The sequence below is a fragment of the Geodermatophilus dictyosporus genome (assembly GCF_900115505.1).
In the GTDB taxonomy this organism is placed as follows: domain Bacteria; phylum Actinomycetota; class Actinomycetes; order Mycobacteriales; family Geodermatophilaceae; genus Geodermatophilus; species Geodermatophilus dictyosporus.
Window position 1 is genome coordinate 150,006 of sequence record NZ_FOWQ01000006.1, and the last position, 22,378, is coordinate 172,383.

17 protein-coding genes and 1 tRNA gene are annotated in these 22,378 nt (G+C 73.3%); 9 read left to right on the forward strand and 9 right to left on the reverse strand.

Annotated elements, in window-relative coordinates; genetic code table 11:
• Window positions 1-12: 12 nt before the first annotated feature.
• The 3 genes from BMZ33_RS23400 to orn all read right to left on the reverse strand — a co-directional run bounded on the left by BMZ33_RS23400 (window position 13) and on the right by orn (window position 1,298).
• Window positions 13-330 (reverse strand): EthD family reductase, encoded by a 318-nt coding sequence (locus BMZ33_RS23400; RefSeq protein WP_091112356.1) that lies wholly within the window; start codon window positions 328-330, stop codon window positions 13-15.
• 144 nt (window positions 331-474) lie between these two features.
• Window positions 475-550, reverse strand: a tRNA-His gene (locus BMZ33_RS15520).
• Window positions 551-608: 58 nt separating this feature from the next.
• On the reverse strand, window positions 609-1,298 hold the full coding sequence (orn, locus tag BMZ33_RS15525) for an oligoribonuclease (RefSeq protein WP_091112360.1): 690 nt from the start codon (window positions 1,296-1,298) through the stop codon (window positions 609-611).
• A 149-nt stretch (window positions 1,299-1,447) separates the two neighbouring features.
• Between orn and BMZ33_RS15530 the strand changes: the two genes are divergently transcribed.
• Complete coding sequence (locus BMZ33_RS15530) at window positions 1,448-2,698, forward strand: hypothetical protein (protein ID WP_169064391.1); 1,251 nt, start codon at window positions 1,448-1,450, stop codon at window positions 2,696-2,698.
• Window positions 2,699-2,800: 102 nt separating this feature from the next.
• Window positions 2,801-4,582 (forward strand): hypothetical protein, encoded by a 1,782-nt coding sequence (locus tag BMZ33_RS15535; RefSeq protein ID WP_091112363.1) that lies wholly within the window; start codon window positions 2,801-2,803, stop codon window positions 4,580-4,582.
• Between the two features lie 21 nt (window positions 4,583-4,603).
• Here BMZ33_RS15535 and BMZ33_RS15540 read toward each other — a convergent pair whose 3' ends face one another.
• Both BMZ33_RS15540 and BMZ33_RS15545 read right to left on the reverse strand, forming a co-directional pair.
• Entirely contained in the window at window positions 4,604-5,626 is a 1,023-nt protein-coding gene (locus tag BMZ33_RS15540; RefSeq protein ID WP_091112366.1) for an NADPH:quinone reductase, read from the reverse strand.
• Window positions 5,627-5,644: 18 nt separating this feature from the next.
• Window positions 5,645-5,983: a hypothetical protein gene (locus BMZ33_RS15545; RefSeq protein ID WP_091112368.1), complete on the reverse strand. Its 339-nt coding sequence runs from the start codon at window positions 5,981-5,983 to the stop codon at window positions 5,645-5,647.
• A 167-nt stretch (window positions 5,984-6,150) separates the two neighbouring features.
• Here BMZ33_RS15545 and BMZ33_RS15550 point away from each other — a divergent pair, with 167 nt between their 5' ends.
• Entirely contained in the window at window positions 6,151-6,969 is an 819-nt protein-coding gene (locus BMZ33_RS15550; RefSeq protein ID WP_169064392.1) for an alpha/beta hydrolase, read from the forward strand.
• A 121-nt stretch (window positions 6,970-7,090) separates the two neighbouring features.
• Here the strand turns inward: BMZ33_RS15550 and BMZ33_RS15555 are convergent, their stop codons facing one another.
• Both BMZ33_RS15555 and BMZ33_RS15560 read right to left on the reverse strand, forming a co-directional pair.
• Window positions 7,091-9,694, reverse strand: a complete 2,604-nt coding sequence (locus BMZ33_RS15555; protein ID WP_091112371.1) for a bifunctional FO biosynthesis protein CofGH — start codon at window positions 9,692-9,694, stop codon at window positions 7,091-7,093.
• A gap of 56 nt (window positions 9,695-9,750) precedes the next feature.
• Complete coding sequence (locus BMZ33_RS15560; RefSeq protein ID WP_091112375.1) at window positions 9,751-10,245, reverse strand: flavin reductase family protein; 495 nt, start codon at window positions 10,243-10,245, stop codon at window positions 9,751-9,753.
• A 27-nt stretch (window positions 10,246-10,272) separates the two neighbouring features.
• On the opposite strand from BMZ33_RS15560, the gene BMZ33_RS15565 reads away from it, so the two are divergent.
• Window positions 10,273-11,703, forward strand: a complete 1,431-nt coding sequence (locus BMZ33_RS15565) for a dihydrolipoyl dehydrogenase family protein (protein ID WP_091112378.1) — start codon at window positions 10,273-10,275, stop codon at window positions 11,701-11,703.
• A 43-nt stretch (window positions 11,704-11,746) separates the two neighbouring features.
• A complete protein-coding gene (locus BMZ33_RS15570; RefSeq protein WP_091112382.1) occupies window positions 11,747-12,535 on the forward strand; it encodes an SGNH/GDSL hydrolase family protein in 789 nt (262 codons plus the stop codon).
• A 4-nt stretch (window positions 12,536-12,539) separates the two neighbouring features.
• Here the strand turns inward: BMZ33_RS15570 and BMZ33_RS15575 are convergent, their stop codons facing one another.
• A complete protein-coding gene (locus BMZ33_RS15575) occupies window positions 12,540-14,519 on the reverse strand; it encodes a putative bifunctional diguanylate cyclase/phosphodiesterase (protein WP_169064394.1) in 1,980 nt (659 codons plus the stop codon).
• Window positions 14,520-14,651: 132 nt separating this feature from the next.
• On the opposite strand from BMZ33_RS15575, the gene BMZ33_RS15580 reads away from it, so the two are divergent.
• The gene (locus tag BMZ33_RS15580; RefSeq protein ID WP_091112384.1) at window positions 14,652-15,695 is read left to right on the forward strand and encodes an LLM class flavin-dependent oxidoreductase; all 1,044 of its coding nucleotides are present in this window, start codon (window positions 14,652-14,654) and stop codon (window positions 15,693-15,695) included.
• 93 nt (window positions 15,696-15,788) lie between these two features.
• On the opposite strand, the gene BMZ33_RS15585 is transcribed toward BMZ33_RS15580, so the two are convergent.
• The gene (locus BMZ33_RS15585) at window positions 15,789-16,445 is read right to left on the reverse strand and encodes a DUF4333 domain-containing protein (RefSeq protein ID WP_169064395.1); all 657 of its coding nucleotides are present in this window, start codon (window positions 16,443-16,445) and stop codon (window positions 15,789-15,791) included.
• Between the two features lie 702 nt (window positions 16,446-17,147).
• On the opposite strand from BMZ33_RS15585, the gene BMZ33_RS15590 reads away from it, so the two are divergent.
• The 3 genes from BMZ33_RS15590 to BMZ33_RS23405 all read left to right on the forward strand — a co-directional run bounded on the left by BMZ33_RS15590 (window position 17,148) and on the right by BMZ33_RS23405 (window position 20,143).
• Window positions 17,148-17,375 (forward strand): helix-turn-helix transcriptional regulator, encoded by a 228-nt coding sequence (locus BMZ33_RS15590; protein ID WP_169064396.1) that lies wholly within the window; start codon window positions 17,148-17,150, stop codon window positions 17,373-17,375.
• 394 nt (window positions 17,376-17,769) lie between these two features.
• Window positions 17,770-18,780, forward strand: a complete 1,011-nt coding sequence (locus tag BMZ33_RS15595; protein ID WP_169064397.1) for an AAA family ATPase — start codon at window positions 17,770-17,772, stop codon at window positions 18,778-18,780.
• 295 nt (window positions 18,781-19,075) lie between these two features.
• Entirely contained in the window at window positions 19,076-20,143 is a 1,068-nt protein-coding gene (locus BMZ33_RS23405; protein ID WP_091112399.1) for a hypothetical protein, read from the forward strand.
• Window positions 20,144-22,378: the final 2,235 nt, after the last annotated feature.

The window sequence follows — 22,378 nt, forward strand, 5'->3', positions numbered from 1 at the left end:
CGACGGCCGGGGTCAGTCGACGACCACGACGTCCTCGGTGAAGGCGGTCGTCATCTGCGGGTCGGCGAAGTTCTCGACGTCGGCGACGGCCGCGGCGAACTCCGGCGACCCGGTCGCGGCCGCGAAGGCCTCCTGGTCGTCGAAGTACAGGCTGGCCACGCCGAGGAAGGGGGGATCACCCTCGGGGGCACCGACGGCGTGGTGCTGCACGTACCGGCGGACGCCCGGGATCCTGCCGGCGATCGGCCCGTGTGTCTCGCGCCAGTAGCGGAGCGCCTCGCCGCGGTCCGTGCCGGGCTTCTCGTTCAGCACGATCGTCAGGTTGATCACGGCCGTCCCTGCCTCTCCGGGGTCCCGCCGTCCCCGGGCGCCGGGGAGGCGAGGCACCAGCGTCGCCCCGACCACCCGACCCCGTCCAGCGGAGCCGGACGAGCGAGAGGCCCCGGCCAGTTCCCTGACCGGGGCCTCCCGAGGTGGGGTGAGTGACGGGGCTCGAACCCGCGACACCCAGGATCACAACCTGGTGCTCTACCAGCTGAGCTACACCCACCGCGTACCCGCCCGGAGCCTGCGGCGCCGGGGAGCAGGGACGAGGATACCGGAGCCGGTCAGCTGCCCGACGCGGCCGGGGGGTCCTCGCCGGCCGCGGTGGCCGGAGGGGTGGCATCGGCGGCGGCGAGGACGTCGGCGAAGCTGCCCGCCACCTCGCCGGCCGCGCGCTGGGCCTGCGATGTCGAGGGGCCCGGGGCGTCGACGAACAGCGTCCGCCGGTAGTAGGCCAGCTCGCGGACCGACTCGACGATGTCGGCCAGCGCCCGGTGCGCCAGGCCCTTGGACGGCTGGGCGAAGTAGACCCGCGGGAACCAGCGGCGGGCGAGCTCCTTGATCGAGCTGACGTCGACCATCCGGTAGTGCAGGTGGTCGTCGAGCTCGGGCATGTCACGGGCCAGGAAGCCGCGGTCGGTGCCGATCGAGTTGCCGCACAGCGGGGCGGTGCGCCGCTCGGGGACCCACCGCTTCACGTAGGCCAGCACCTGCTGCTCGGCCTCGGCCACGGTGAGCGTCGAGGCGCGGACGGCCTCGGTCAGCCCCGACTTCGCGTGCATCTCGGTGACCACGTCGGCCATGCCCTCGAGGTCGGCGTCGTCGGCCGAGATCACCAGGTCCAGGCCCGGGTCGAGGACCCGCAGCTCGGAGTCGGTCACCACGACCGCGACCTCGATCAGCTTGTCCCTGGTGAGGTCCAGCCCGGTCATCTCGCAGTCGATCCAGACCAGGTGCCCGCCGCTGTCCGCCACGACGATCGACCCTACGTCCCGTCCGTCCCGCCCGCCCCGGGGGACCGCCCTCTACCGCAGCCGCCACACCGGCGCCACTCAGGGGGTCGGCCGGAGCAACCCGCGCCGCTACCCTCGGCCCAGCCCGACCCCGTACCCCTGGAGACCCCGTGCCGCAGCCCGTCGTCCCCGCCCGAGCGGTGCCCGCAGCACCGGTCTCGCCGGCCGCCGGGTTCCGGCACCCCGTCGCGCTGCTGCGCTGGCTGTGGTCGGCCTACATGACGCCCGGCCGGCCCGGCCGGCCCACCAGCCAGACCGAGCTGCGCTGGATCTACACCGCGTGGCTCGGGGCCTTCCTGCTCAAGATGCTCGGCTCGTCCTGGGACGTCTCCTGGCACTTCAAGTGGCTGCGCGACGACCTGGCGCCCCCGCACCTGCTCAACTCGGCGGGCACGGCCGTCGTCGTCGCGCTGGTGGTGTTCCACAGCTACAGCGGTCACGGCGTCGACCGGCGGGCGCTGCGGCTGATGCAGTGGGGGATCGGCACCTTCCTGGTCGCCGTCCCGGTCGACCTCGTCAACCACCGCGTCAACGGGCTGGACATCACCAGCTGGAGCCCCAGCCACGCGCTGCTCTACCTCGGCACGGCGGTCATGCTGGCCGGAGCCGTCCGCGGCTGGTGGCTCTACGCCGCCCCGGGCCGGGTGCGCGACCTCGTGTCGCTGGGCCTGTGGCTGTTCTTCGTCGAGAACGTGCTGTTCCCCAACCAGCACCAGGAGTACGGCGTCCTGTCGCTGCGCGCCTACGACGCCGGGCGGACGACGGCCGAGCCGCAGCTGCTCGACTTCGCCGTCGCCCAGGGCCAGACGCCGACGACGTTCATGCTCCCGGTGCCCTCCTGGGTGCACCCCGCGTGGCTGCTCTGTGCGGGCCTGCTGTCGCTGGTCGTGGCCCGCCGGGTCGTCGGCCTGCGCTGGACGGCCACCGCACTCGCCGGCGGCTACCTGGCCTACCGCGCCGTCGTGTGGGCCGGCCTGGTGGCGCTGGACTTCCCGCCGTCGGTGCTGCCGTTCGTGCTGCTCGTCGGCGCGGTCTGCGTCGACGTGGCGGTCACCCACCGGCTGCCGGGCTGGGTCGCCGCCCCGGTCACCGCGGCCGCCGTCTACACCGCCGGCTGGGTGCAGGAGGCCGCCGGGCTGCTGCCGCCGTGGGACCTCGGCTGGTGGTCGATCGGTCTGGTCGTTGCCGGCTTCACGGTGCTGTGGACCGGGCTGGACCTGGTGGCCCGCAGCTCCTCCTTCGCCCGGTGGCGCCGCCCGCTCGAGCCGGGCCGGTCGGACGACGACGTCCCCGAGGTCCCGTTCCCCGCCGGCGGCGCGTCGCCGCGTCGAGGACCGGGACCGGACCGTCACATGTCGTAACGTCGGCCCCGGCCGGCGCCGTCGCCGGCCCCCGGGCCCCGACGGGCCCTCCTGCGCGCCCCGAGGCGCCTGCCCCCCGCACCCGACCCCCCGGAGGACGACGTGCTGGCCCTGACCCCGGCGCCGCTGCAGACGGCAGGGGAGCACGCGCTCTTCGCCGAGCTGACCCGCTGGGACCGCGGCGGCACCGTCCGCGGTGCCGTCGTCGCGTCGATCCCCGTGGTCGACGGACCCGTCGACCGGCGGGTCGCCGACGCCGTGCTGTTCGTGCCCGAGGGCCTGGCCGTGGTGCGCGTCGTCGAGGTGGTCCGCCAGAGCGGCGTGGTCACCGCGACCCCCGAGGGGTCCTGGACCATCGGCCCCGACGCCGGTCCCGGTGAGGTGCTGCAGCTGGCCGGCGGCGGGTCGTCGACGCTCGACGGGCTGATGCGCGCCGGCATGGACGCCGCCGTCCGGCTGCGCCGCGCCGGTCTCGAGCCCGGCCGGATCGCCCGGCTCACCGTCCTCGTCGGGGACCTCACCGGCCTGGTGCCGGCCGACGGCGACCTCGGCGAGGGCGACCAGGTCGCGCTGCTGGAGCCGCGCTCGCTGCTGCTGGGCATCGCCCGCTCGGCCCGCTACGCCGGCGTGGACAACCCGCGGCTGTGGACCACCGCCGACGTCCGCGCTGCGCTGACCGCGCTCGGCCTGCCCGGTCGCGGCCCGTCGGTCGAGGAGCTCAACGGCGAGGGCTTCCCGTACTCGCCCTACGTGCTGCGCAAGCGCGAGCTGCTCACCCCGGCCGCGATGGCCGCGAGCCCGGCCATGGCCGGTGGGAGCGCGGCTCCCGCCGCCGTGCCGCTGGTCGACCCGGTCGCGGCCGCCGCGGTCGCCGCCGCCGCGATCCGCGCCGACGAGGAGGCCGCGGCCCGTGCGGCGGCAGGCCTGGTCCCGGCACCCGCCGCGCCGGTGGCCGCCGCACCGGCACCCCCCGCGATCCCGGTCCCGCACCCGCCGACGGCCCGCTTCACCGCACCCGCCGCGCAGTCCGGCGCGCCCGCCGTCCTCGCCCCGGCTCCGGTGGCGGTAGCCGTGGCGCCCGTGGCCGCCGTGCCGCCGCCCGAGGCACCCGCCGACGAGACCGGCGGCCTCGGCGGGCTGTTCGGCGACCCCGACGCCGACGCCCCGCCCGCGCGGGAGCCCGCCCCGGCAGCGGCCGCTGCCGCCCCGCCGGAGCCGCCGGTCCCGTTGGTCGGGCCCCGGCGCCGCTCGCCGGCCGCCCGGCGGCGCCTCGCGCTGCTCACGGCCGGGTCGGCGGCCGTCGTGGTCGCGGTGGTGGCCGGGGTGGTCGGCCTCACCGGGGGCGACGACGACGCCTCGGCAGCCGACACCGGCCCGGCGGTGGCGAGCACCAGCCCCGCGGCCCGGACGCCCGTGCCGCCGCAGCCGGGTGACCGCAGCGTCGTGGGCGGGCGCGGCTACGTGCTGCAGCAGGTGCTCACCGAGGACACGTGCACCGGCAACGCCTACGGCGACGTCGCCGACTTCTTCGAGTCCGGTGACTGCGCGGGCCTGTCGCGGGCCCTGTGGTCGACCGACGTCGACGGCCGCGCGGTCGTCGTCTCGGTCGCCGCCGTCGACATGGGCGACGACGCCGGTGCCCGCGCGCTGCGGGCGCTCGCCGACCGCGACGGCAGCGGCAACGTCAGCGACCTGCTGCGCGAGGGCATCGGCTACCCGGGCGGTCCCGCGGGGCTCTCCGGCGCCGAGTACGCCAGCGCGGTCGAGGGCTCGGTCGTCACCATCGTGGAGACCGCGTGGGTGGCGCCGGGGGGCACCGGCGGCGCGGCCGACCTCGACGTCGTCGCCGGCGAGGGCCTGTCGCTCCCGGTGCCCGCCGCCTGACCCGGGTACCGGGGGTGCGTCCTAGGCGGTGACGTCGACGAGGACCTTGCCGACCGCGCCCTCCTCGACCGCGCGGTGCGCCTCGGCGGTCTGTGCCAGCGGGTGGACGTGCAGCGGCAGCCCCGCCTCCTCGCCGACCCGCACCGCGCCGTCGAGCACCGCGGCGTTGACGTCCTCGACCCCGAGCACCTTGGCGCGCTCCGGCTCGGTGTAGACCAGCACGAAGTGCCACTGGGCGTTGGGTCCCATCTGGGTGCGCACCGGCAGGGTCACCTCGTCGCCGCCGTTGTTGGCGTAGACGGCCACCGCGCCGTGCGGGCCGACCAGCTGCGCGTCGACGGCGGCGTTGGTCGCGGGCGCCACCTCCACGACGACGTCGACCCCCTTCGGCGCCACCTTGCGCACCTCGGCCACGACGTCCTGCTGCCGGTAGTCGACGACGTGCGAGGCGCCGGCCGCCGCGGCCAGCTGCGCCTTCCGGGGACTGCTCACGGTGGCGACGACGGTGGCGTCGGCCCAGCGGGCGAGCTGGATCGCGGCGTTGCCCACCGCGCCGGCGCCGCCCTGGACGAGCACGGTGCGGCCGGTCAGCGCGCCCGGACCCAGCCGGTCGGGCAGCGACTCGCCGAGGGTGAGGCAGCGGTGCGCGGTGAGGAAGGGGATGCCCAGCGCCGCGCCGAGCTCGAAGGAGGGCCCCTCGCCCAGCAGCACCGCCTGCCGTGCGGGCACGACGGTGTACTCGGCGGCGGTGCCCCAGCGCCGCTGCCAGGCCGCCTCCCACACCCACACCCGCTGGCCGGTGACGGCGGGGTCCACGCCCTGCCCGACCGCCTCGACGGTGCCGGCGCCGTCCTGGTTGGGGATCTGGTGGTCGTCGGCCAGCGCACCGGCGGTGGCGCCCGAGCGGGACTTCCAGTCGGTGGGGTTCACCCCGGAGAAGGCCAGCCGGACCCGCACCTCGCCGGGGCCGGGGTCGGGCACGGGGAGGTCGACCAGCTCGAGGACGTCGGGGCCGCCGGTGCGGCGGTAGCTGATGGCACGCACCCCGCCACCTTGCCCCGCTCAGGCGGTCGGCACGACCTCGGGGCCGGCGGCCGTGCGCTCCCGCTGCACCCGCCGCCAGTGGTAGGCGTACAGCGGGCCCGCGATCAGCAGGGTCGTCCCGGCGGTGACCACCTCGAGCACCTCGAACCGGCGCTGCGACTCCACGGCCTGCTCGGCGAGCTCCCGCTCGGTCTCGTCGTCGAGCACCGGGTCGCCCACGTAGCCGTAGCCGGGGTCGGGGTAGGCCAGGCTCACGACGCCGCGGACCAGCTGCACGGTGGCGAAGATCGAGATGACCAGGGCGACCAGGCAGACCAGGTAGAGGTAGACGTTGCGGAGGGTCAGGCGCTCGGCCACGGGGGCTCCCGTCGTCGGCCGGTGGAGGCTCACCGGCGGTGGGCGTCATCGTCCGCACACCGGCCACGCCGCGGCGCCGGCGTCCCGCCGTGCGGCCGAACCGTTACCGGAGCCGGCCGGGCTGCTCCAGTGGACGCTGACCCGCGCGTCTGCGGGATGATCGGCCGGTGCTGCACCGGCTGGGGACGGCGGCCGTGGTCGTCGTCGTGCTGGTGGGCGTCCTCGTCGGCCTGCTGTGGGCCGTCCAGCGCCGGCTGGTGTACCTCCCCGACGCCGGGCCGGTCGGGCCCGCGGCCGCGGTGCTCCCCGGCGCCCGCGACGCCACCCTGACCACCGGCGACGGCCTGGAGCTGGCCGCCTGGTACCTGCCCGCGGCCCACCCCGACGCCCCGGCGGTGCTCGTCGCCAACGGCAACGGCGGCCACCGGGGACTGCGGGCCCCGCTGGCGCGGGCACTGCACGCCGAGGGGCTGTCGGTGCTGCTGTTCGACTACCGCGGCTACGGCGGCAACCCGGGGAGCCCGACGGAGGCCGGCCTGGCGCTCGACGTGCGGGCCGCCCGCGAGTACCTGGTCGCCGACGCCGGGGTCCCGCCCGGGCGGCTGCTCTACCTCGGCGAGAGCCTCGGCGCGGCGGTCGTGACCGAGCTGGCCGCCGAGCACCCGCCGGCCGGGCTGGTGCTCCGCTCGCCGTTCGTCGACCTCGCCGCGGCGGGGGAGGTGCACTACCCGTTCCTGCCGGTCCGGGCGCTGCTGCGCGACCGCTACCCGGTGGCCGAGCGGATCGCCGGGGTCCGGGTGCCGACCACCGTCGTCCTCGGCAGCCGGGACACGATCGTCCCGCCCGGGCAGAGCCGCGCCGTCGCCGAGGCGGCCGCCGACCTGCACCGGCTGGTCGAGGTGCCGGGTGCCGACCACAACGACGCGGTGCTGCTCGACGGCGAGGAGCTCGTCGCCGCCGTGGTCGAGCTCGCCCCCCGCGCCTGAGCGAGGTGAGGTCCGTGCGCAGTCGTGCTCTGCCCACACCTGTGGGCAGAGCACGACCGACCGCGGGAGGACCGCCGTCCGCCCCGGTCCGGCACCGCCGACCCGGTGCCGGCCCGCTCGTTCAGGCTGGCGCGATGGACAGCGTCAGCCGGCGGCGGCCCTCCTCCGAGCGGGCGGTGCGCAGCCGCTCCTCCGACGGGGTGCCGTACTCGGTGGTGCGCTGCCGGGCGGGCCGGCCGATCGCGGCCGCGATGGCCTCGAGCTCGGCGATGGTCTTCAGGGAGCCGTTCTCGCTGCCGGCCATCCGGCTGATCGTCTCCTCCATGAGGGTGCCGCCGAGGTCGTTGGCCCCGCCGGTCAGCACCGCCCTGGTGCCGGCGTCGCCGAGCTTGACCCACGACGTCTGCACGTTGGCGATGCGGCCGTGCAGCAGCAGCCGGGCGACGGCGTGCACCGCACGGTTCTCCCGCACCGTGGGCCCGGGCCGGGCGACGCCGGCGAGGTATATGGGCGCGTTGTGGTGCACGAAGGGCAGCAGCACGAACTCGGTGAACCCGCCGGTGGCGTCCTGCTGGGCGGCGAGGGTGCGCAGGTGCGCCACCCAGTGGGCGGGGGTGTCGACGTGGCCGTACATCATCGTCGACGTCGTCGGCAGGCCGACGCGGTGCGCGGTGCCGACGATCTCCAGCCAGGTCGCCGCCGGCAGCTTGCCCTTGGTGAGCACCCAGCGGACGTCGTCGTCGAGGATCTCCGCGGCCGTCCCGGGCACGCTGTCGAGCCCGGCCTCCTTGGCGGCGGTGAGGAAGTCGGCGAACGACAGGCCGGTGCGGGCCGCCGCGTTGACGATCTCCATGGGGCTGAACGCGTGCAGGTGGACGTCCGGCGCCCGGCGCTTCACCTCGGCGATCAGGTCGAGGTAGGCGGTGCCGGGGAGGTCGGGGTGGATGCCGCCCTGCATGCAGATCTCGGTGGCGCCGGCGGCCCAGGCCTGGTCGACACGGTCGCCGACCTCGGTGAGCGACAGCGTGTAGGCGTCGGCATCGGTGCGCCGCTGGGCGAAGGCGCAGAACCGGCAGCCGGTGTAGCAGACGTTGGTGAAGTTGATGTTCCGGTTGACCACGTAGGTGACGTCGTCGCCCACGGTGTCGCGGCGGACGGCGTCGGCGAGCGTGCACAGCGCCTCGAGGTCGGGACCATCGGCGCCCAGCAGCGCCAGGTACTGCGCGTCGGAGAGGCCGGCGGGGTCGGCCTCCGCGCGCCGCAGCGCGGCGTGCACCTCGGGGTCGCCGACGGCCAGCGCGGTGGAGTGCCCGTCCCGGGCGGCCGTGGTGCGCTCGCGGAGGTCGGCCCAGTCGCCGTAGACGGCGTCGAAGTCGCTGCGCCGGTCGCTGCTGCGCCCGACGGTGTCGACCTCGACGTGCAGGTCGGTGCGCCCGGTGGAGACCCAGGCCTCGTCGGGCTCCTGCCACGGCAGCCCGGCGGGGATCCGGCCCTCCACGGCCAGCCCGTCGGGCCCGGCGAGCGCGGCCACGTGCGGGCGCACCCGCGGGTCGAGCCACGGCTCGGGCTCGAGGACGTAGCGGGGCTGGGCGGCCAGCCGCTCGCGCAGGGTGAACCCGCCCTCGGCGGAGAGCGCCGCGAGCTTGTCGGTGTTCGGCCACGGGCGCTCGGGGTTGACGTGGTCGGGCGTGAGCGGCGAGACCCCGCCCCAGTCGTCGACGCCGGCGCGCAGCAGCAGGCCCAGCTCGGTGGAGTCGGACAGGTTCGGCGGCGCCTGCACCCGCGTGCGCGGCCCGAGCAGCAGCCGGGTGACGGCGACCGCGGCCACGTACTCCTGCAGCGCGAGGTCGTCGTGCGCGGCCATCGCGGTGCGCGGCTTGGCGCGGAAGTTCTGGACGATGACCTCCTGCACGTGCCCGTGCCGCTGGTGCGCGGCGCGGATCTGCAGGACGGCGTCGACCCGCTCGGCCGGCGTCTCGCCGATGCCCAGCAGCACGCCGGTGGTGAACGGCACGGCAGAGCGGCCGGCGTCCTCGAGCACCCGCAGGCGCACGGCCGGCTCCTTGTCCGGGCTGCCGAAGTGCGGGCCGCCGGGCTGCGACCACAGCCGGGTCGCCGTCGTCTCCAGCATCATGCCCATCGACGCCGAGACCGGCTTGAGCCGCTGGACCTCCTCCCAGCTCAGCACCCCGGGGTTGAGGTGCGGCAGCAGGCCGGTCTCCTCCAGCACCCGGATCGCCATCGCGCGCAGGTAGGCCAGCGTGGAGTCGAAGCCGTGCGCCTCCAGCCACTCGGCCGCGACCGGCCAGCGGTCCTCCGGGCGGTCGCCCAGGGTGAACAGCGCCTCCTTGCAGCCCAGCGCCGCGCCGTCGCGGGCGATCTGCAGCACCTCGTCGGGCGAGAGGAACGGCGCCTTCCCCTCCCGGCGCAGCTGCCCGGGCGTGGTGACGAACGTGCAGTAGTGGCAGCGGTCGCGGCACAGGTGGGTCAGGGGGACGAACACCTTGCGGCTGTAGGTGACGACCCCCGGTCGCCCGGCGCTGGCCAGCCCGGCGTCGCGCACCCGGGAGGCGGCGGTCAGCAGGCGGTCGAGCGGTTCGCCGTCGTCCAGCCCGCGCGCCGAGAGCAGCACCTCGGCCTCGCCGGCGTCGAGGGTCACGCCCCGCTCGGCGCGGGCGAGGGCGCGCCGGAGCGCGGACGGCACGGGGGTCTGCGGCTGGCTCATCGCCCCCGACGCTAGTTCACCGACCCCCGCGGGGGACCTCGTCCGTGCGCTCGGGCCTACCCGGGGGCGTCGACGTAGCGGCCGCGGAGGCGGAGCAGGGGCGCGGCGTCCTCCCGCAGCACCGGGACGCCGACGACGGCCAGCAGCGCCAGCACGTGGTCGCCGGCCGGCACCAGGCGGTCGAGCCGGCAGTCCAGGGCCACGACGCCGCCGTCCAGGACGATCGCGTCGCTGCCCGCGGTCCGCGACCACGGCACCGACTCCAGCAGGTGCCGGGCGCCGGGCCGGCCCGCCGAGGAGAACCGGCTGGCCAGGATCGCCTGCCCGGCGGCGAGCACGGTGAGCGCGCACGACCCGACCGCCTCGAGCACCTCGGCGGGGTAGCCGTCGGCGGCCAGTCCCACGGCCACCAGCGGCGGGTCGGCCGAGACGCTCATCACCGAGGTGACCGTCGTCCCGACGTCGTCGGTGTCGTCGCGGACGGTCATCAGCGCGACGCCCGCGGGGTGCTGGCGCAGCGCGGCGGCGAAGTCGGCGGGCGACACGGGCATGGCGGCCAGTCGACCACACCCGCCAGGATGGGCCGGGTGAGCAGCGCAGAGCAGACCTACGACGTCGTCGTGCTGGGCGCCGGGCCGACCGGGGAGAACGTCGCCGACGTCGTCGTCCGCGGCGGCCTGTCCGCGGTGCTGGTGGAGGAGCACCTCGTCGGCGGGGAGTGCTCCTACTACGCGTGCATGCCGAGCAAGGCGCTGCTGCGCGGCACCGAGGCGATCGAGGAGGTGAGGGCCGTCCAGGGCGCCGCGGCCGCCGTCACCGGCGAGCAGGACGTGGCCGCGACCCTCCGGCGCCGCGACTCCTTCACCCACGACTGGGACGACAGCGGCCAGGTCGGCTGGGTGGAGGGCGCCGGCATCGCCCTGCTCCGCGGCACCGCCCGGCTCGACGGCGAGCGCGCCGTCGTCGTCACCGGCCCCGACGGCGGGCAGACCCGGCTGAGCGCACGGCACGCCGTCGCGGTGTGCACCGGGTCGGCGGCCGCGGTCCCCCCGGTCGAGGGCCTGCCCGACGTGCAGCCGTGGACGCCGCGCGAGGGCACGAGCGCCAAGGAGGCGCCCCGTCGCCTGCTGGTGCTCGGCGGCGGCTACGTCGGCTGCGAGCTGTCCTTCGCCTGGAACGCGCTCGGCTCCGAGGTGACGCTGCTGCAGCGCGGCGACCGGCTGCTGCCCCGCGCCGAGCCCCAGGCCGGCGACGCGGTGCTCAGGTCGCTGCGCGACCACGGCGTCGACGTCCGCCTCGACGTCGACGTGACCGCCGCCCGCCGCGAGGACGACGAGGTGGTGCTCACCCACGACGGCGGCGAGGTGCGCGGCGACGAGGTGCTCGTGGCCGTCGGCCGGCAGGCCCGCACCACCGCCATCGGGGTGGACACCGTGGGCCTCGAGCCCGGCCGGTACCTCGACGTCGACGACACGCTGCAGGTGCGCGGGCTGCCGTGGCTCTACGGCGTCGGCGACGTCAACGGCCGCCGCCAGCTCACCCACATGGGCAAGTACCAGGCGCGCCAGGCCGGCGCGGCGATCGTCGCCCGCGCCCGGGGCGAGGAGGTGCGCGTCGAGGACTGGTCGCCCCACACGGCCACCGCCGACCGCGCCGCCACGCCCTCGGTCGTCTTCACCACCCCGCAGGTGGCCAGCGTGGGGCTGACCAGCGCCCAGGCGCGTGAGCGGGGCCTGCCGCACCGGGTGGTCGAGCACCCCATCGGCTCGGTCGCCGGCGCGGCGCTGTTCGCCGACGGCTACGAGGGCACCGCGGTCGTCGTCGTCGATCCCGAGCGCGAGGTGCTGCTCGGCGTCACCTTCGTCGGCCCGGCGGTGGCCGAGCTGCTGCACGCGGCCACGGTCGCCGTCGTCGGCGAGGTGCCGATCGGCCGGCTGTGGCACGCGGTCCCGGCCTACCCCACGGTCAGCGAGATCTGGCTGCGGCTGCTCGAGGCGTTCCGCGGCTGAGGGGGCCGTTCGGCGGCTCACCCGGGCGTGCTGGAGTGGAGGCGTGCCCGCACCGTCCCGTACGTCCTGGCGGCGCTACGTCGCCCTCGGCGACTCCTTCACCGAGGGGCTGGCCGACGCCGACCCCGACCGCCCCGGTGCCCACCGTGGCTGGGCCGACCGGCTCGCCGACCACCTCGCCGCCGCCGGCCCCGGCCTGGAGTACGCCAACCTCGCCATCCGCGGCCGGCTGCTGCACCAGGTGCTCGCCGAGCAGGTGCCCGTGGCCCGTGCGGCACGGCCGGACCTGGTCAGCCTGGTGGCCGGCGGCAACGACCTGCTGCGGCCCGGCGCCGACCCCGACCGGCTGGCGGCCGCGCTGGAGGAGGCGGTGGCCGCGTTCCGGGCCGACGGAGCCGACGTGCTGCTGGCCACCGGCGTCGACCCGCGGCTGACGCCGATCATCCGGCGCACCCGCGGCCGGGTGGCGGTGTTCAACGCCTCGCTGTGGTCGATCGCCGCGCGGCACGGCGCCGTCGTCCTCGACCAGTGGGGCGCGGGCTGGCTGCTGGACTGGCGGCTGTGGGACGGCGACCGCATCCACCTCACCGCCGAGGGGCACCGCCGCACGGCCCTGGCCGCCGCCGCGGCGCTGGGCGTCCCGGTCGCCGACGACGGCGACTGGCGCACCCCGCTGCCCCCGGCACCGCCGCGGGCGCTGCGCGCGGCGGTGGCCGAGGAGGCGGCGTGGGTGCGCGGCTTCGTCGCGCCGTGGGTCGCCCGCCGGGTGCGCGGGCGGTCCTCCGGCGACGGCCGGGCGCCCAAGCGCCCGGTGCCGCTCGCGCTGCCCTGAGGCCTCAGGAGCGGCGGCCGCGTCCCTCACCGGCGGGCGGGTCGTCGTCGACGACCTTGAGGAACATCCGCCGCGACGGCGGCGGCAGGGTGTCCTCCAGCGGGAACAGGTCGATGCCGTCGGCGCCGGCCGGGACCGCGGGGACGTCGCCCGTCACGGCCTCGAGCTCGCCGGTGACCGCCTCCAGGACGGCGGCGGCCTCCTCGGCGGCCTGTCCGACGAGCGCCTCGGCGGCCAGCGCGCCGTGGCGGCTGGGCAGCGGCGCGGGCCGGCCGAAGGCGTAGCCCTGCGCCATCGCGCAGCCGTGCCGGCGCAGCCACTCGGCCTGGTCGAGGTCCTCGATGCCCTCGGCGATCACCTGCAGGCCCATGCCCCGGCCCAGCTGCAGCAGGCCGTGCACCAGCGCGGCGGTCGAGGGCTGGGTGACGACGTCGGCGACGAAGGAGCGGTCGATCTTGACGGTGTGGATGGGCAGCCGGTGCAGCGCGGTGATCGCCGAGTAGCCGGTGCCAAAGTCGTCGAGCGCCAGGGTCACGCCACGCTCGGTCACCTCCGACACCGCCGTCAGGGTGGCCTCGGCGGCGAACAGCGCCGTCGACTCGGTGATCTCCAGCTCCAGCCGCTCGGGCGGCAGGCCGGACTCGTCCAGCGCGGCGGCGACCAGGTCGCTGAACCCGGGCTCGGCCAGGTGCCGGGCCGAGACGTTGACGTGCACCCGCAGCCCGGCCGGCCAGCCCGCGGCGTCGGTGCAGGCCTGGCGCAGCACCCAGGCGCCGAGCCGGGAGGTCAGCCGGTTGTTCTCCGCGGCGTCGAGGAAGGCGCCGGGCGGGAGCAGCCCGCGGGTGGGGTGCTGCCAGCGGATGAGCGCCTCGTAGCCCAGCAGCGTCTCGTCGGCCAGGGAGACGATCGGCTGGTAGAACAGCCGCAGCTCGTCGCCGTCCAGCGCCCGGCGCAGGTCGGTCTCGAGCTGCAGCAGGTCGACCTCGTCGTCGGTCAGGCCGCCGTCGTGCACCTCGATGCGCGCCCGGCTGCCGTCCCGCTTGGCGCGGGTGAGCGCGTTGTGCGCCTGGCGCAGCAGGTCGTCGGGGGCGACGTCGGAGCCCATGGTCAGCCCGACGCTGGCCGACAGCACGATCTCCCGGCCGCCGAGCTGGAACGGGTCGTCGAGGACGGCGAGCAGCCGGTCGGCCAGTGCGCGCAGCCCGTCGAGGTCCTCGACGTCCTCGGCGAGGATGAGGAACTCGTCGGCGCCCAGCCGCACGGCGGTGTCCTCGACGCGGGTGCTCCAGCGCAGCCGGTCGGCGACCTGGCTGAGCAGCTGGTCGCCGGCGTCGGTGCCGAGGGTGTCGTTGACCGCATGGAACCGGTCGAGGTCCAGGTGCACCAGGCCCACCTGCAGGCCGCGGCGACGCGAGAGCGCGAGGGCGTGGTTGAGCCGGTCGGTGAGCGCGCGGCGGTTGGGCAGGCCGGTCAGCGGGTCGGTGAAGGCCCGGCGGACCAGGTCCTCCTCGGCGCGGCGGCGGTCGGTGACGTCGACCAGGGACAGGACGACGAACTGCGGCTCCCCGGTGCTGCGGTGGACCACGTCGTGCGACTGCTGCACCCACAGCTCGCTGCCGTCGGCACGGCGCAGGCGGCGCTCGCCCTCCTGGCGCAGCCACGGGTCGAGACCGGGCACGGCGCCGGTCCCGCCGTCGCGGACGGGGGCCTCGTCGGGGTGGGCCAGCAGGTCGACGTGCCGGCCGACGACGTCGTCGACGGTGCGGCCGGACATCGCGCACAGCGCGTCGTTGACCACGAGCAGGCGCCCGTCGAGGTCGACGAGGGCCTGGGGGACGGGCGAGGACAGGAACAGCGCACGGAAGAGCTGGCCGCGGTCGGCCAGCAGCGTGTCGATGGCCCGCAGCCTCGTCCCCGCCGGGCTGCCGGGCCGTCCGGGCTGGCCGGCCCGCGGCTGCGGCGTGCGAGGGGCGCTGAGAGTCACCCCGACAGGGTGGCCGACCGGGCGCCGGGAGTGACGGAACCCGTACCCGGAATGTCGTGGTCGACCGGTCACACCGGGTGAGGAGGATGCCCCACCGGGAACACCCGCCTCGGCGGACGCGCTGGTGCGTCCGTGACTCCTCGCACCGACAAGCGGATCGGGTTCCTGTCCTTCGGTCACTGGCAGCCGATCGCCGGCTCGCAGGTGCGCACCGCGCGGGACGCCCTGGTGCAGAGCGTCGAGCTCGCGGTGGCCGCCGAGGAGCTCGGCCTGGACGGCGCGTTCGTGCGCGTGCACCACTTCGCCCGCCAGCTCGCCTCACCGTTCCCGCTGCTGGCCGCCATGGCCGCGCGGACCTCGCGGATCGAGGTCGGCACCGGCGTGCTCGACATGCGCTACGAGAACCCGCTGTACACGGCCGAGGAGGCCGCGGCCACCGACCTCCTCAGCGGCGGCCGGTTGCAGCTGGGGGTGAGCCGCGGTTCACCGGAGACGGCGCTGCGCGGCTCGGAGGCCTTCGGTCACGTGCCGCCGGAGGGGTCCTCGGACGCCGACCTGGCGCGGGAGAAGACGGCGCTGTTCCTGGCCGCGATCCGCGGCGCGACCGTCGTCGACGCCGACCCCGGGATGACCGGCGGCGCGCGCGGCCGGCTGGCCGTGCAGCCGCAGTCGCCGGGCCTGGCCGACCGGATCTGGTGGGGCGCGGGCACCCGGGCCACGGGGGAGTGGGCGGCCCGCCAGGGGATGAACCTGATGAGCTCCACGCTGCTGGTGGAGGACACCGGCGTCCCCTTCGACGAGCTGCAGGCCGAGCAGATCGCCCGGTTCCGCGCCGCCTGGGCCGAGGCCGGCTGGGACCGTGAGCCGCGGGTGTCGGTGAGCCGCAGCGTGGTCCCGGTCGTCACCGACCTCGACCGCGCGTACTTCGGGGAGCGCTCCGGGGAGGACCAGGTGGGCCTGCTGGAGGGCGTGCGCGCCCGCTTCGGCAAGAGCTACGTCGGGGAGCCCGACCAGCTGGCCGAGGAGCTGGCCAAGGACGCCGCCGTCCGCGAGGCCGACACCCTGCTGCTCACCGTGCCGAACATGCTGGGTGTCGAGTACAACGCGGCCCTGCTGGAGAACGTCGCCCGGCACGTCGCCCCGGCGATCGGCTGGGTGCCCGCCGGCGCCCGCTGACCCGTCGCACGCGAGCGGCCCAGGACCGGGTGGTCCTGGGCCGCTCGTCCCCCGTGGGTGCTGCCCGGGGTCAGGGGGCAGGCAGGTCCTTCCTCAGCTGGCGTCGAAGGTGACGTTGCCCTCGGCGTCGATCAGGGCGGTGACGGTGCCCATGTCGGTCGGGTCGTCGACCAGGGCCACGTCGCAGATCAGCTGCAGGCCGTCCTCGGCGACGAGGACCGAGCGGTCGCCGGCGTCGCAGGCGGCGTCGACGGACAGCCCGGCGCTGGTGGCGAACTCGTCGACCAGGGCGGCCTCCACGTCGGTGACCTGGACGAAGACCCCGGTGCTGTCGATGCGGACGTTGCCCTCGTCGTCGGTCTGCTCGACGGTGTAGCCGACCTCCTGGCCCTCGACCATCGCGGTGCAGGTGGTCACCGTGCCGGCGGCGAGCTCGACGTCCTCGGGGCAGGTGACGTCGGTGACGGTGACGCCGGCCTGCTCCTCGGTGAGCGTGGCGATCTGCCGCTCGGCCTCGGCGGTGTCGAGGTAGGAGGTGCCGAACAGGAAGAAGGCGCCGACGCCGAGGCCCGCGAGGACCAGCACCGCAACGATGCTGCCGACGATCGCGCCGGTGTGCTTCTTCTTCCGCTGCGGCTGGCCGTAGCCGCCGGGGGCCCCGTAGCCGGGAGCGGGGAACGGCGGCGGCCCGTAGGGGCCCGGGCCCTGGGGGTTCGGGCTGCCGTAGCGGGGGTCGTGGATCTGGGTCACGTGGACTCCTCGATTGGTCCCGGGCCGTCCCCGGGTGCTCGGGGAGCACCGTGCCGCCGCCCGCTTGCAGTCCTCTGGCAGGCCACTTGCAGGTCCTGTCCGGGCACTGTCCTGCGCTTCTCGCGCCGGTCCGGCGAGCGCGCCCGGCAGGGATCGAACCTGCGACCAAGTGCTTAGCAGATGGCCTTGTTACACATGATTGCGCCTTGTGCCTTGTCATGACTTGAGCTGCAAGTTCTCCTCCGCACTGCGCAGGCGCAGATCACTGCACGTTAGCCCCAGTGGGCCGTCGTTACCTCCTTCATGGGTAACTTGGCCGGTAACAAGCGGCAGCTGTCCTCAACCCGGTGCGTCGTCAGAGGACGTCGGCGACGACGGGGCGAGCCGGTGCTGGTCGCGGAACGCCCTGGCTCTGACGGAGTGATCCAGACCTGGGAAACACACGTAGTGTCACAGCCTCGAAGGCACCGCCACAGCGTGTCAGAGTTGTTCTGCCGGAGGACGCCCTGACAACCAGCGGGGCGCACCCGCCGCTCCCGGCCGACGGACAGCGCATCCGACGGCTCGCACGCCGCCCCTCCTGAGTGCCTGCTCAGCAGAGGCGCGACAGCAAACAACAACCCACCCCGCAGGGGTCTCACCGGGCTGCCCGCTTCGGCGGCACGTCCGGCCATGAGTCCTGCCCACAAGGAGGTTCACTCAGTGTCCAGCAACACCACTACGCCGTCCGCCGCCGCGACGCTCACTCGCTGGTTGCGTGAGCGGGAAGCAGCCGAGGTCACCGGCTTCGCGTCCGGCACGCTGCGCCAGTGGCGGCACCACGGCCGAGGCCCCGCGTTCCACCGGGTCGGTCGCACCGTGCTGTACGACCGCGCAGAGCTACACCGCTTCGTCATGGCCGGGCGGGTCGAGATGGCGATCGCAACGTGACCGTCACCGATGCTCCGCCTCGCAGGCACCTGCCGGAGACCATCGAGTCCGCTCGCACGTGGGATCGCATCCGCAACGCCTACGCCACCGCTGGGCTGTGCACCGCCGACGCTGCCGCTGCTGCATGGGGTCACGCCGAGGGCTGGACGCGGGTTACGCACGCACCCTGCGTCGCCTGTGCGCCCATCGTCGCCACCTTCCCCGAAGACACCGCCCACGGGTTCTGGCGGAAGCATCCGCGAGGCCGGGCAGAAACGGCGTCAGCGGGGTCCACAGCGTCCGGGGGTGCTGCCAGGTCCACCGAGCTGGCGACCACGTTTACGGGCGCCCTGACCGCGTGGCGCGTGTTCGGTGCCGTGTCGACCTCGGCCTGCGCGCGGGCCGAGGTGTCCCGATGACAACCTCGCGGAACCGACTGCAGACCGACATCACCACGGCCGTGGCAGCCTCCACCGGGGCTGGTCTGCGGTTCCGGGACGTGTTTGACCCGGCAGACTGGCCAGAACTGGAGCGGGAGCCCCACCTCATCGCCGGACTGCTGTCCACCACGCTCACCGTGCTGTCCGGTGCGCCGACTGCCGGGAAGACGCACCTTGCGGTCGGCATGGCTGCGGCGTTGCTCAACGGTGAGCGCGAGTTCCTGGGGCGCGAGCTATCCGGGGAGCTGAATGCCGTGGCGTTCGTCTGCACCGACGCAGACGGAGCAGCATCGGTACGCCGCCGCATCGCGCCACTGGTCGCCGCCCCAAGCCGCAAGCGGGTACGGGTGGTCGACTACTCCGCAACAGGGGATGCCGAGTGGACCGCACTCGTGCATGCGGTGACCGGACTGGCACCGGGTCTGCTGGTCGTGGACAACGTGCTGGGCGTCGTGGACGACGTCCACGACAACGGGCAAGCCAGGCGGATGATCGGACCCCTCCTGCGGCTGACTCAGCAAGGCACGGCGGTCCTACTGCTTACCCACACGGGCGAGCCCGGACCCACGGGGCCGGCTCATGGCGTGAACGCGCCCATCGGAGCACGGACGTGGACTGTTGCGGCTCGGGTGAAGGCGGTCCTGACTAGCCGGGAGAAGGACCATCGCAGGCAACTGGCCGTGCGCAGTAACGACGGCGAGCCGGTGGCCTTGAACGCCTCGCTGGACGTCATGGGAGATGCGCCGGTTTGGACTTTGTGGACTGGCGACGGCGAGCGGGAGCAGCGGAGGGAGTCAAGGACTGCACCGGCTGTCACGTGGGATGCGCTGGCTGACCGGGTGGTGCGTGAACAGCCGCGCGCGAGGTCTTTGTCTGCCCTAGGTGATCACTACGCCGCGTCTGTGAACCGTTCGCCGGTCACCGTGCGGACCTCCCTGAAGGGGCGCGTGCGGCTTTCCGGCGACCGCTGGGAGCGGACTCCCTAGCGACGGCGAGGGCCGCCGTTGGTGTTGATGGTTCCCCCTTATAAAACCCCCTCATCAACACGTGCCCAGCACTACAGCAACACAGCAACCCAGCAGGGCAGCTACCGAAGTCGGCCCCCTCCGGGGCCGGTGCATCGGCACAGCTGACAGGACTTGACCCGGGCGGACTCCGTCCGCCCCATCGGGTCAACACCAACGGCTGACCAGGTATCGGACCCGTGAGGGTCCGCCATCAGTCATGCCCGCGAACCGGCCTTCGTCATCAGGGCGAGGCCACTACCAAGGAGATCAACCCGTGAGCAACACCACCCGCAAGACCCGTACCACCCCGACCGCCGCTGAACTGTCTCGCATGGCGGTCGCGGAGGCACGGGAGTTGTACGCGATGCGTCGGGCCGCGAAGCAGCAGGCCGAGGAGGCAGCCGAGGAACTGGTCGTCCGTCTCGCCATGGGCGATGAGACCCCGACTGCTGTGGATCTGTCGCAAGCGGAGCACGAAGTCAAGCGCGCCGGTCTGCTGGTCCAGGCCGCCGAGACCAAGGTCAAGCGCGCAGAGCGTGCACAGATCAACGACGACACCCAGCTAGCCGAGCTGCTGCGCAGCGTCCTGGCGGACCTCTACGGCAAGGCTGTGCCCATCGTCGTGACTGGCGTTCCCGCTGAAGCCATGGCTGACCTGAGCGGTCAGCCGGTGCTGTACATCGTCCAGCCCAAGCCCACTACTACGGCAGGTGGCGTGCTGTCCGGGCTGCTGGACATCGTCCTGTATCGACCGTTCCTGTACGCGCCACTGGACGCCGGCCGGGTGGATGAGTCCTGCAGGACGCTCGGCTTCGCCGTCCAGACGCACCAGCTCAGCACGTCCACCACTGGCGACCTACACCGGGACGACCTGCGGCTAACCGTCAACCGCGCGTTTCACCCCGTGCCCGTTCTGGCAGCCGAGCCGACGGACGAGACGGTCCGCGAGTTTGCGCTCACCCTGAACGGCGATCTGCTGGCCTCGGTCACGACGGCCAGCCCACGACCCACAATCACGGGCCAGCCTGTTCCCGGACGGGCTTCCAGCCTCCTGCGAGATGCACGGGTGACGTCCACAGTGCCCGGCGAGGGCGGCACGGTGCGGGTCACTGTGACCACCTCGCATGAGGTCACGCGGAGCGCGGGCCTGCCAGAGCACTACGCGAACCTGCGGTTGCGTGCCGCCGTCGCTGCGCTGGACGGGCGGGTCGCCGACGGAGTCGGCCGCGTGGTCGCCGCTGAGGCGGTGGCCATCGACATGGGCAACCCCGCTCGTCCGGATGCCGCGCGGATGCCTTGGAACGTGACCACTCGGTTCGTGCTGGAGCACCGGCTTGCCTGACTGCGACCGGCACGCCAAGCCCGAGCACGTGAAAGGTGGCGAAACCCCGTGAGGGGTCTGGGTGGGGTGGCTCCCCGCCTGCTGATGAGCCAAGCCTCGTTCAGGATTCGGACCGACGCTTCGACAGGCTGACGTTTCGGGTTATTTGTCACGACTGCCGGTCCGCCTACGGCCTAGCGAACCCCCACGTGAGAGCCTTGCTTGGCCGCTGCGGCCGCCGATCCATGAACTTCCTAACCGTGGCGCGCCCGGAGCTGCTATCACGGGACGGTCTTCCGACAGACCCTAGGGGATTAGGCCCCACCCGACCTAGACACAAGGGACGCGAGAAATAGGGGAGCACCTGCTACATGCGGACTGGTTGAGTACCGCGATCATTGCGGCGAGCTTCGAGTGGCGCGAAGTAACCGGCGTTCCCCAGAAGCGTTTACGACTCCCGAAGAGACGCGCAACCCAAGTCAACTAGGGTCGGAAGCCTCATCCGGCACATCATCCACTGTTGGATTTGCCCCATGCGAGGGGAGCCCGTAACGGCTCCGATGAAAGTACACAAGCCAACCGAGCGGCGTAATGGTAGCCATAGATCGCGACGCGTTGTCGGGGTCTACGCTCCTACTGACAAGCCTAGCCTCATCGAGGGCTGTAATAGCGTTGCTCATATTCTGCTGTCGCGAAAAGTACGCCTCCCACTCACTCAATCGACACGTGCCGCCGGCTTCAGCGAGTTGATCAAAGAATTGCCAATGACGCCTTTGTATCCCCCGCGCGTCAGTGTGGGCCGCATCCGCTAGATCGGCAAGCCAAGTTGCCAACAGCGAGGCGCGTCTTTCTGTGCTCGGCAAGGGCTCCATTGGCACTATGTACTCACCGTAAAGCCACTCCGAGAATTGTTGGGCATAAGCCATGGCATCCCGGAGGTTTCGATTCAAAGCTCGATATATGAACTCGAAGCTCTTGGGTGGGACTGGAGCATAGGCACCGTCGGACCCATACTCTTCAAGTCTCCTTTCTACAGCCAAGAGAGACGAGTGATATGTCAGCGGGCCGACTCGCAGCGGAGCCTCGAAGATTCCACTGAGGCGTTCAGACCGAGCCCGCGACACAATGCCCCGGGAGCCACACAGGACCCAGCGAGTCCCTGAAAGATTGAATACCCGGTCACGCAAAGCTTCCAAGGTAGTGCGGGCCTCGCTGGTCGTCTGAAGTAGCTCAAGGTTGTCTACGAGGCAGACCATGGCGCCTGCGCCTGGCCCAGGCAAGCATCGATCTAGCTCCGCACGTACAGCCTGAGGGAAGCCTGAGCTTGCGAAGCCTTCAGAGGTATTCGGCGCCGCGCCACCCCCAGCACCAAACCCCAAGGCTGAACCTTGAGCTTGTCGGAAGGTCGGATCATTTAACCAATTGTTTAGGCGAGCCACGTCCGGGACGGTTAGACCAGCGACCCGGAAAGCGTCTACATTGGCAATCATCGCCTGAGCTATACCAAAGAAGGCTTGCGTCTCAAATTCGGCAATTGACGACGTTGCCTGCATGCTTGGCACGGGGAGGAAGAGCGTGCCCGCTTTTGCTCGCACACACTCTCGTAGCATTCGGTAGCAGGCCACCCCGATAAGGCTAGACTTGCCGACGCCAGCTGGTCCTTCTACCGTTGGGTGGGTCCCCATAGAACCAATCCGCCGCTGAAGTTGGCCGACCTCCTGGTCCCTGCCTACAAGGAGTCGATCCCCAACTGTATCGCCCGGCAGATTAAGGTTGCTGTACGGGTTCTCAGCGAACCCGAACTGGGGCCAGATGCTAAACGGATTACTCACGGCCGAGTCCTTCCGGGGGCCGGCACGGGCACCGCAGATATTAGCGATACCTCTCTTCGGTCAGCGAGCTTACGGCAGCATTACCCACGCCACAGTGACTGTGGCGCCTTTTCGCGGACTAGCCCTATTGCGCCTGACGGCAAATCGAAGAGCCGGCGCCCTCGCTGCGCAAGCCAAAATCCGCCATGCAGGCGAGGTTGTCGGGTGCAACGTCAAGGCCAGAACGTGTCCAAATCGCGGTGCCCGCAATGCTCCAGGCGTTCACGGGCCCATCGACGCACACTGGCAAGCTCGTTATCGAGCAGGTTCCGGACTCGCGTAATCCCAGGACGCGACCCCTGATATCGAACTGCGGTCCCAGTCCCGTATAAAATCCTGTAGGCGCGCTCTACCGAGCTGTAATGCCGTCGCATGGTGTAATTGG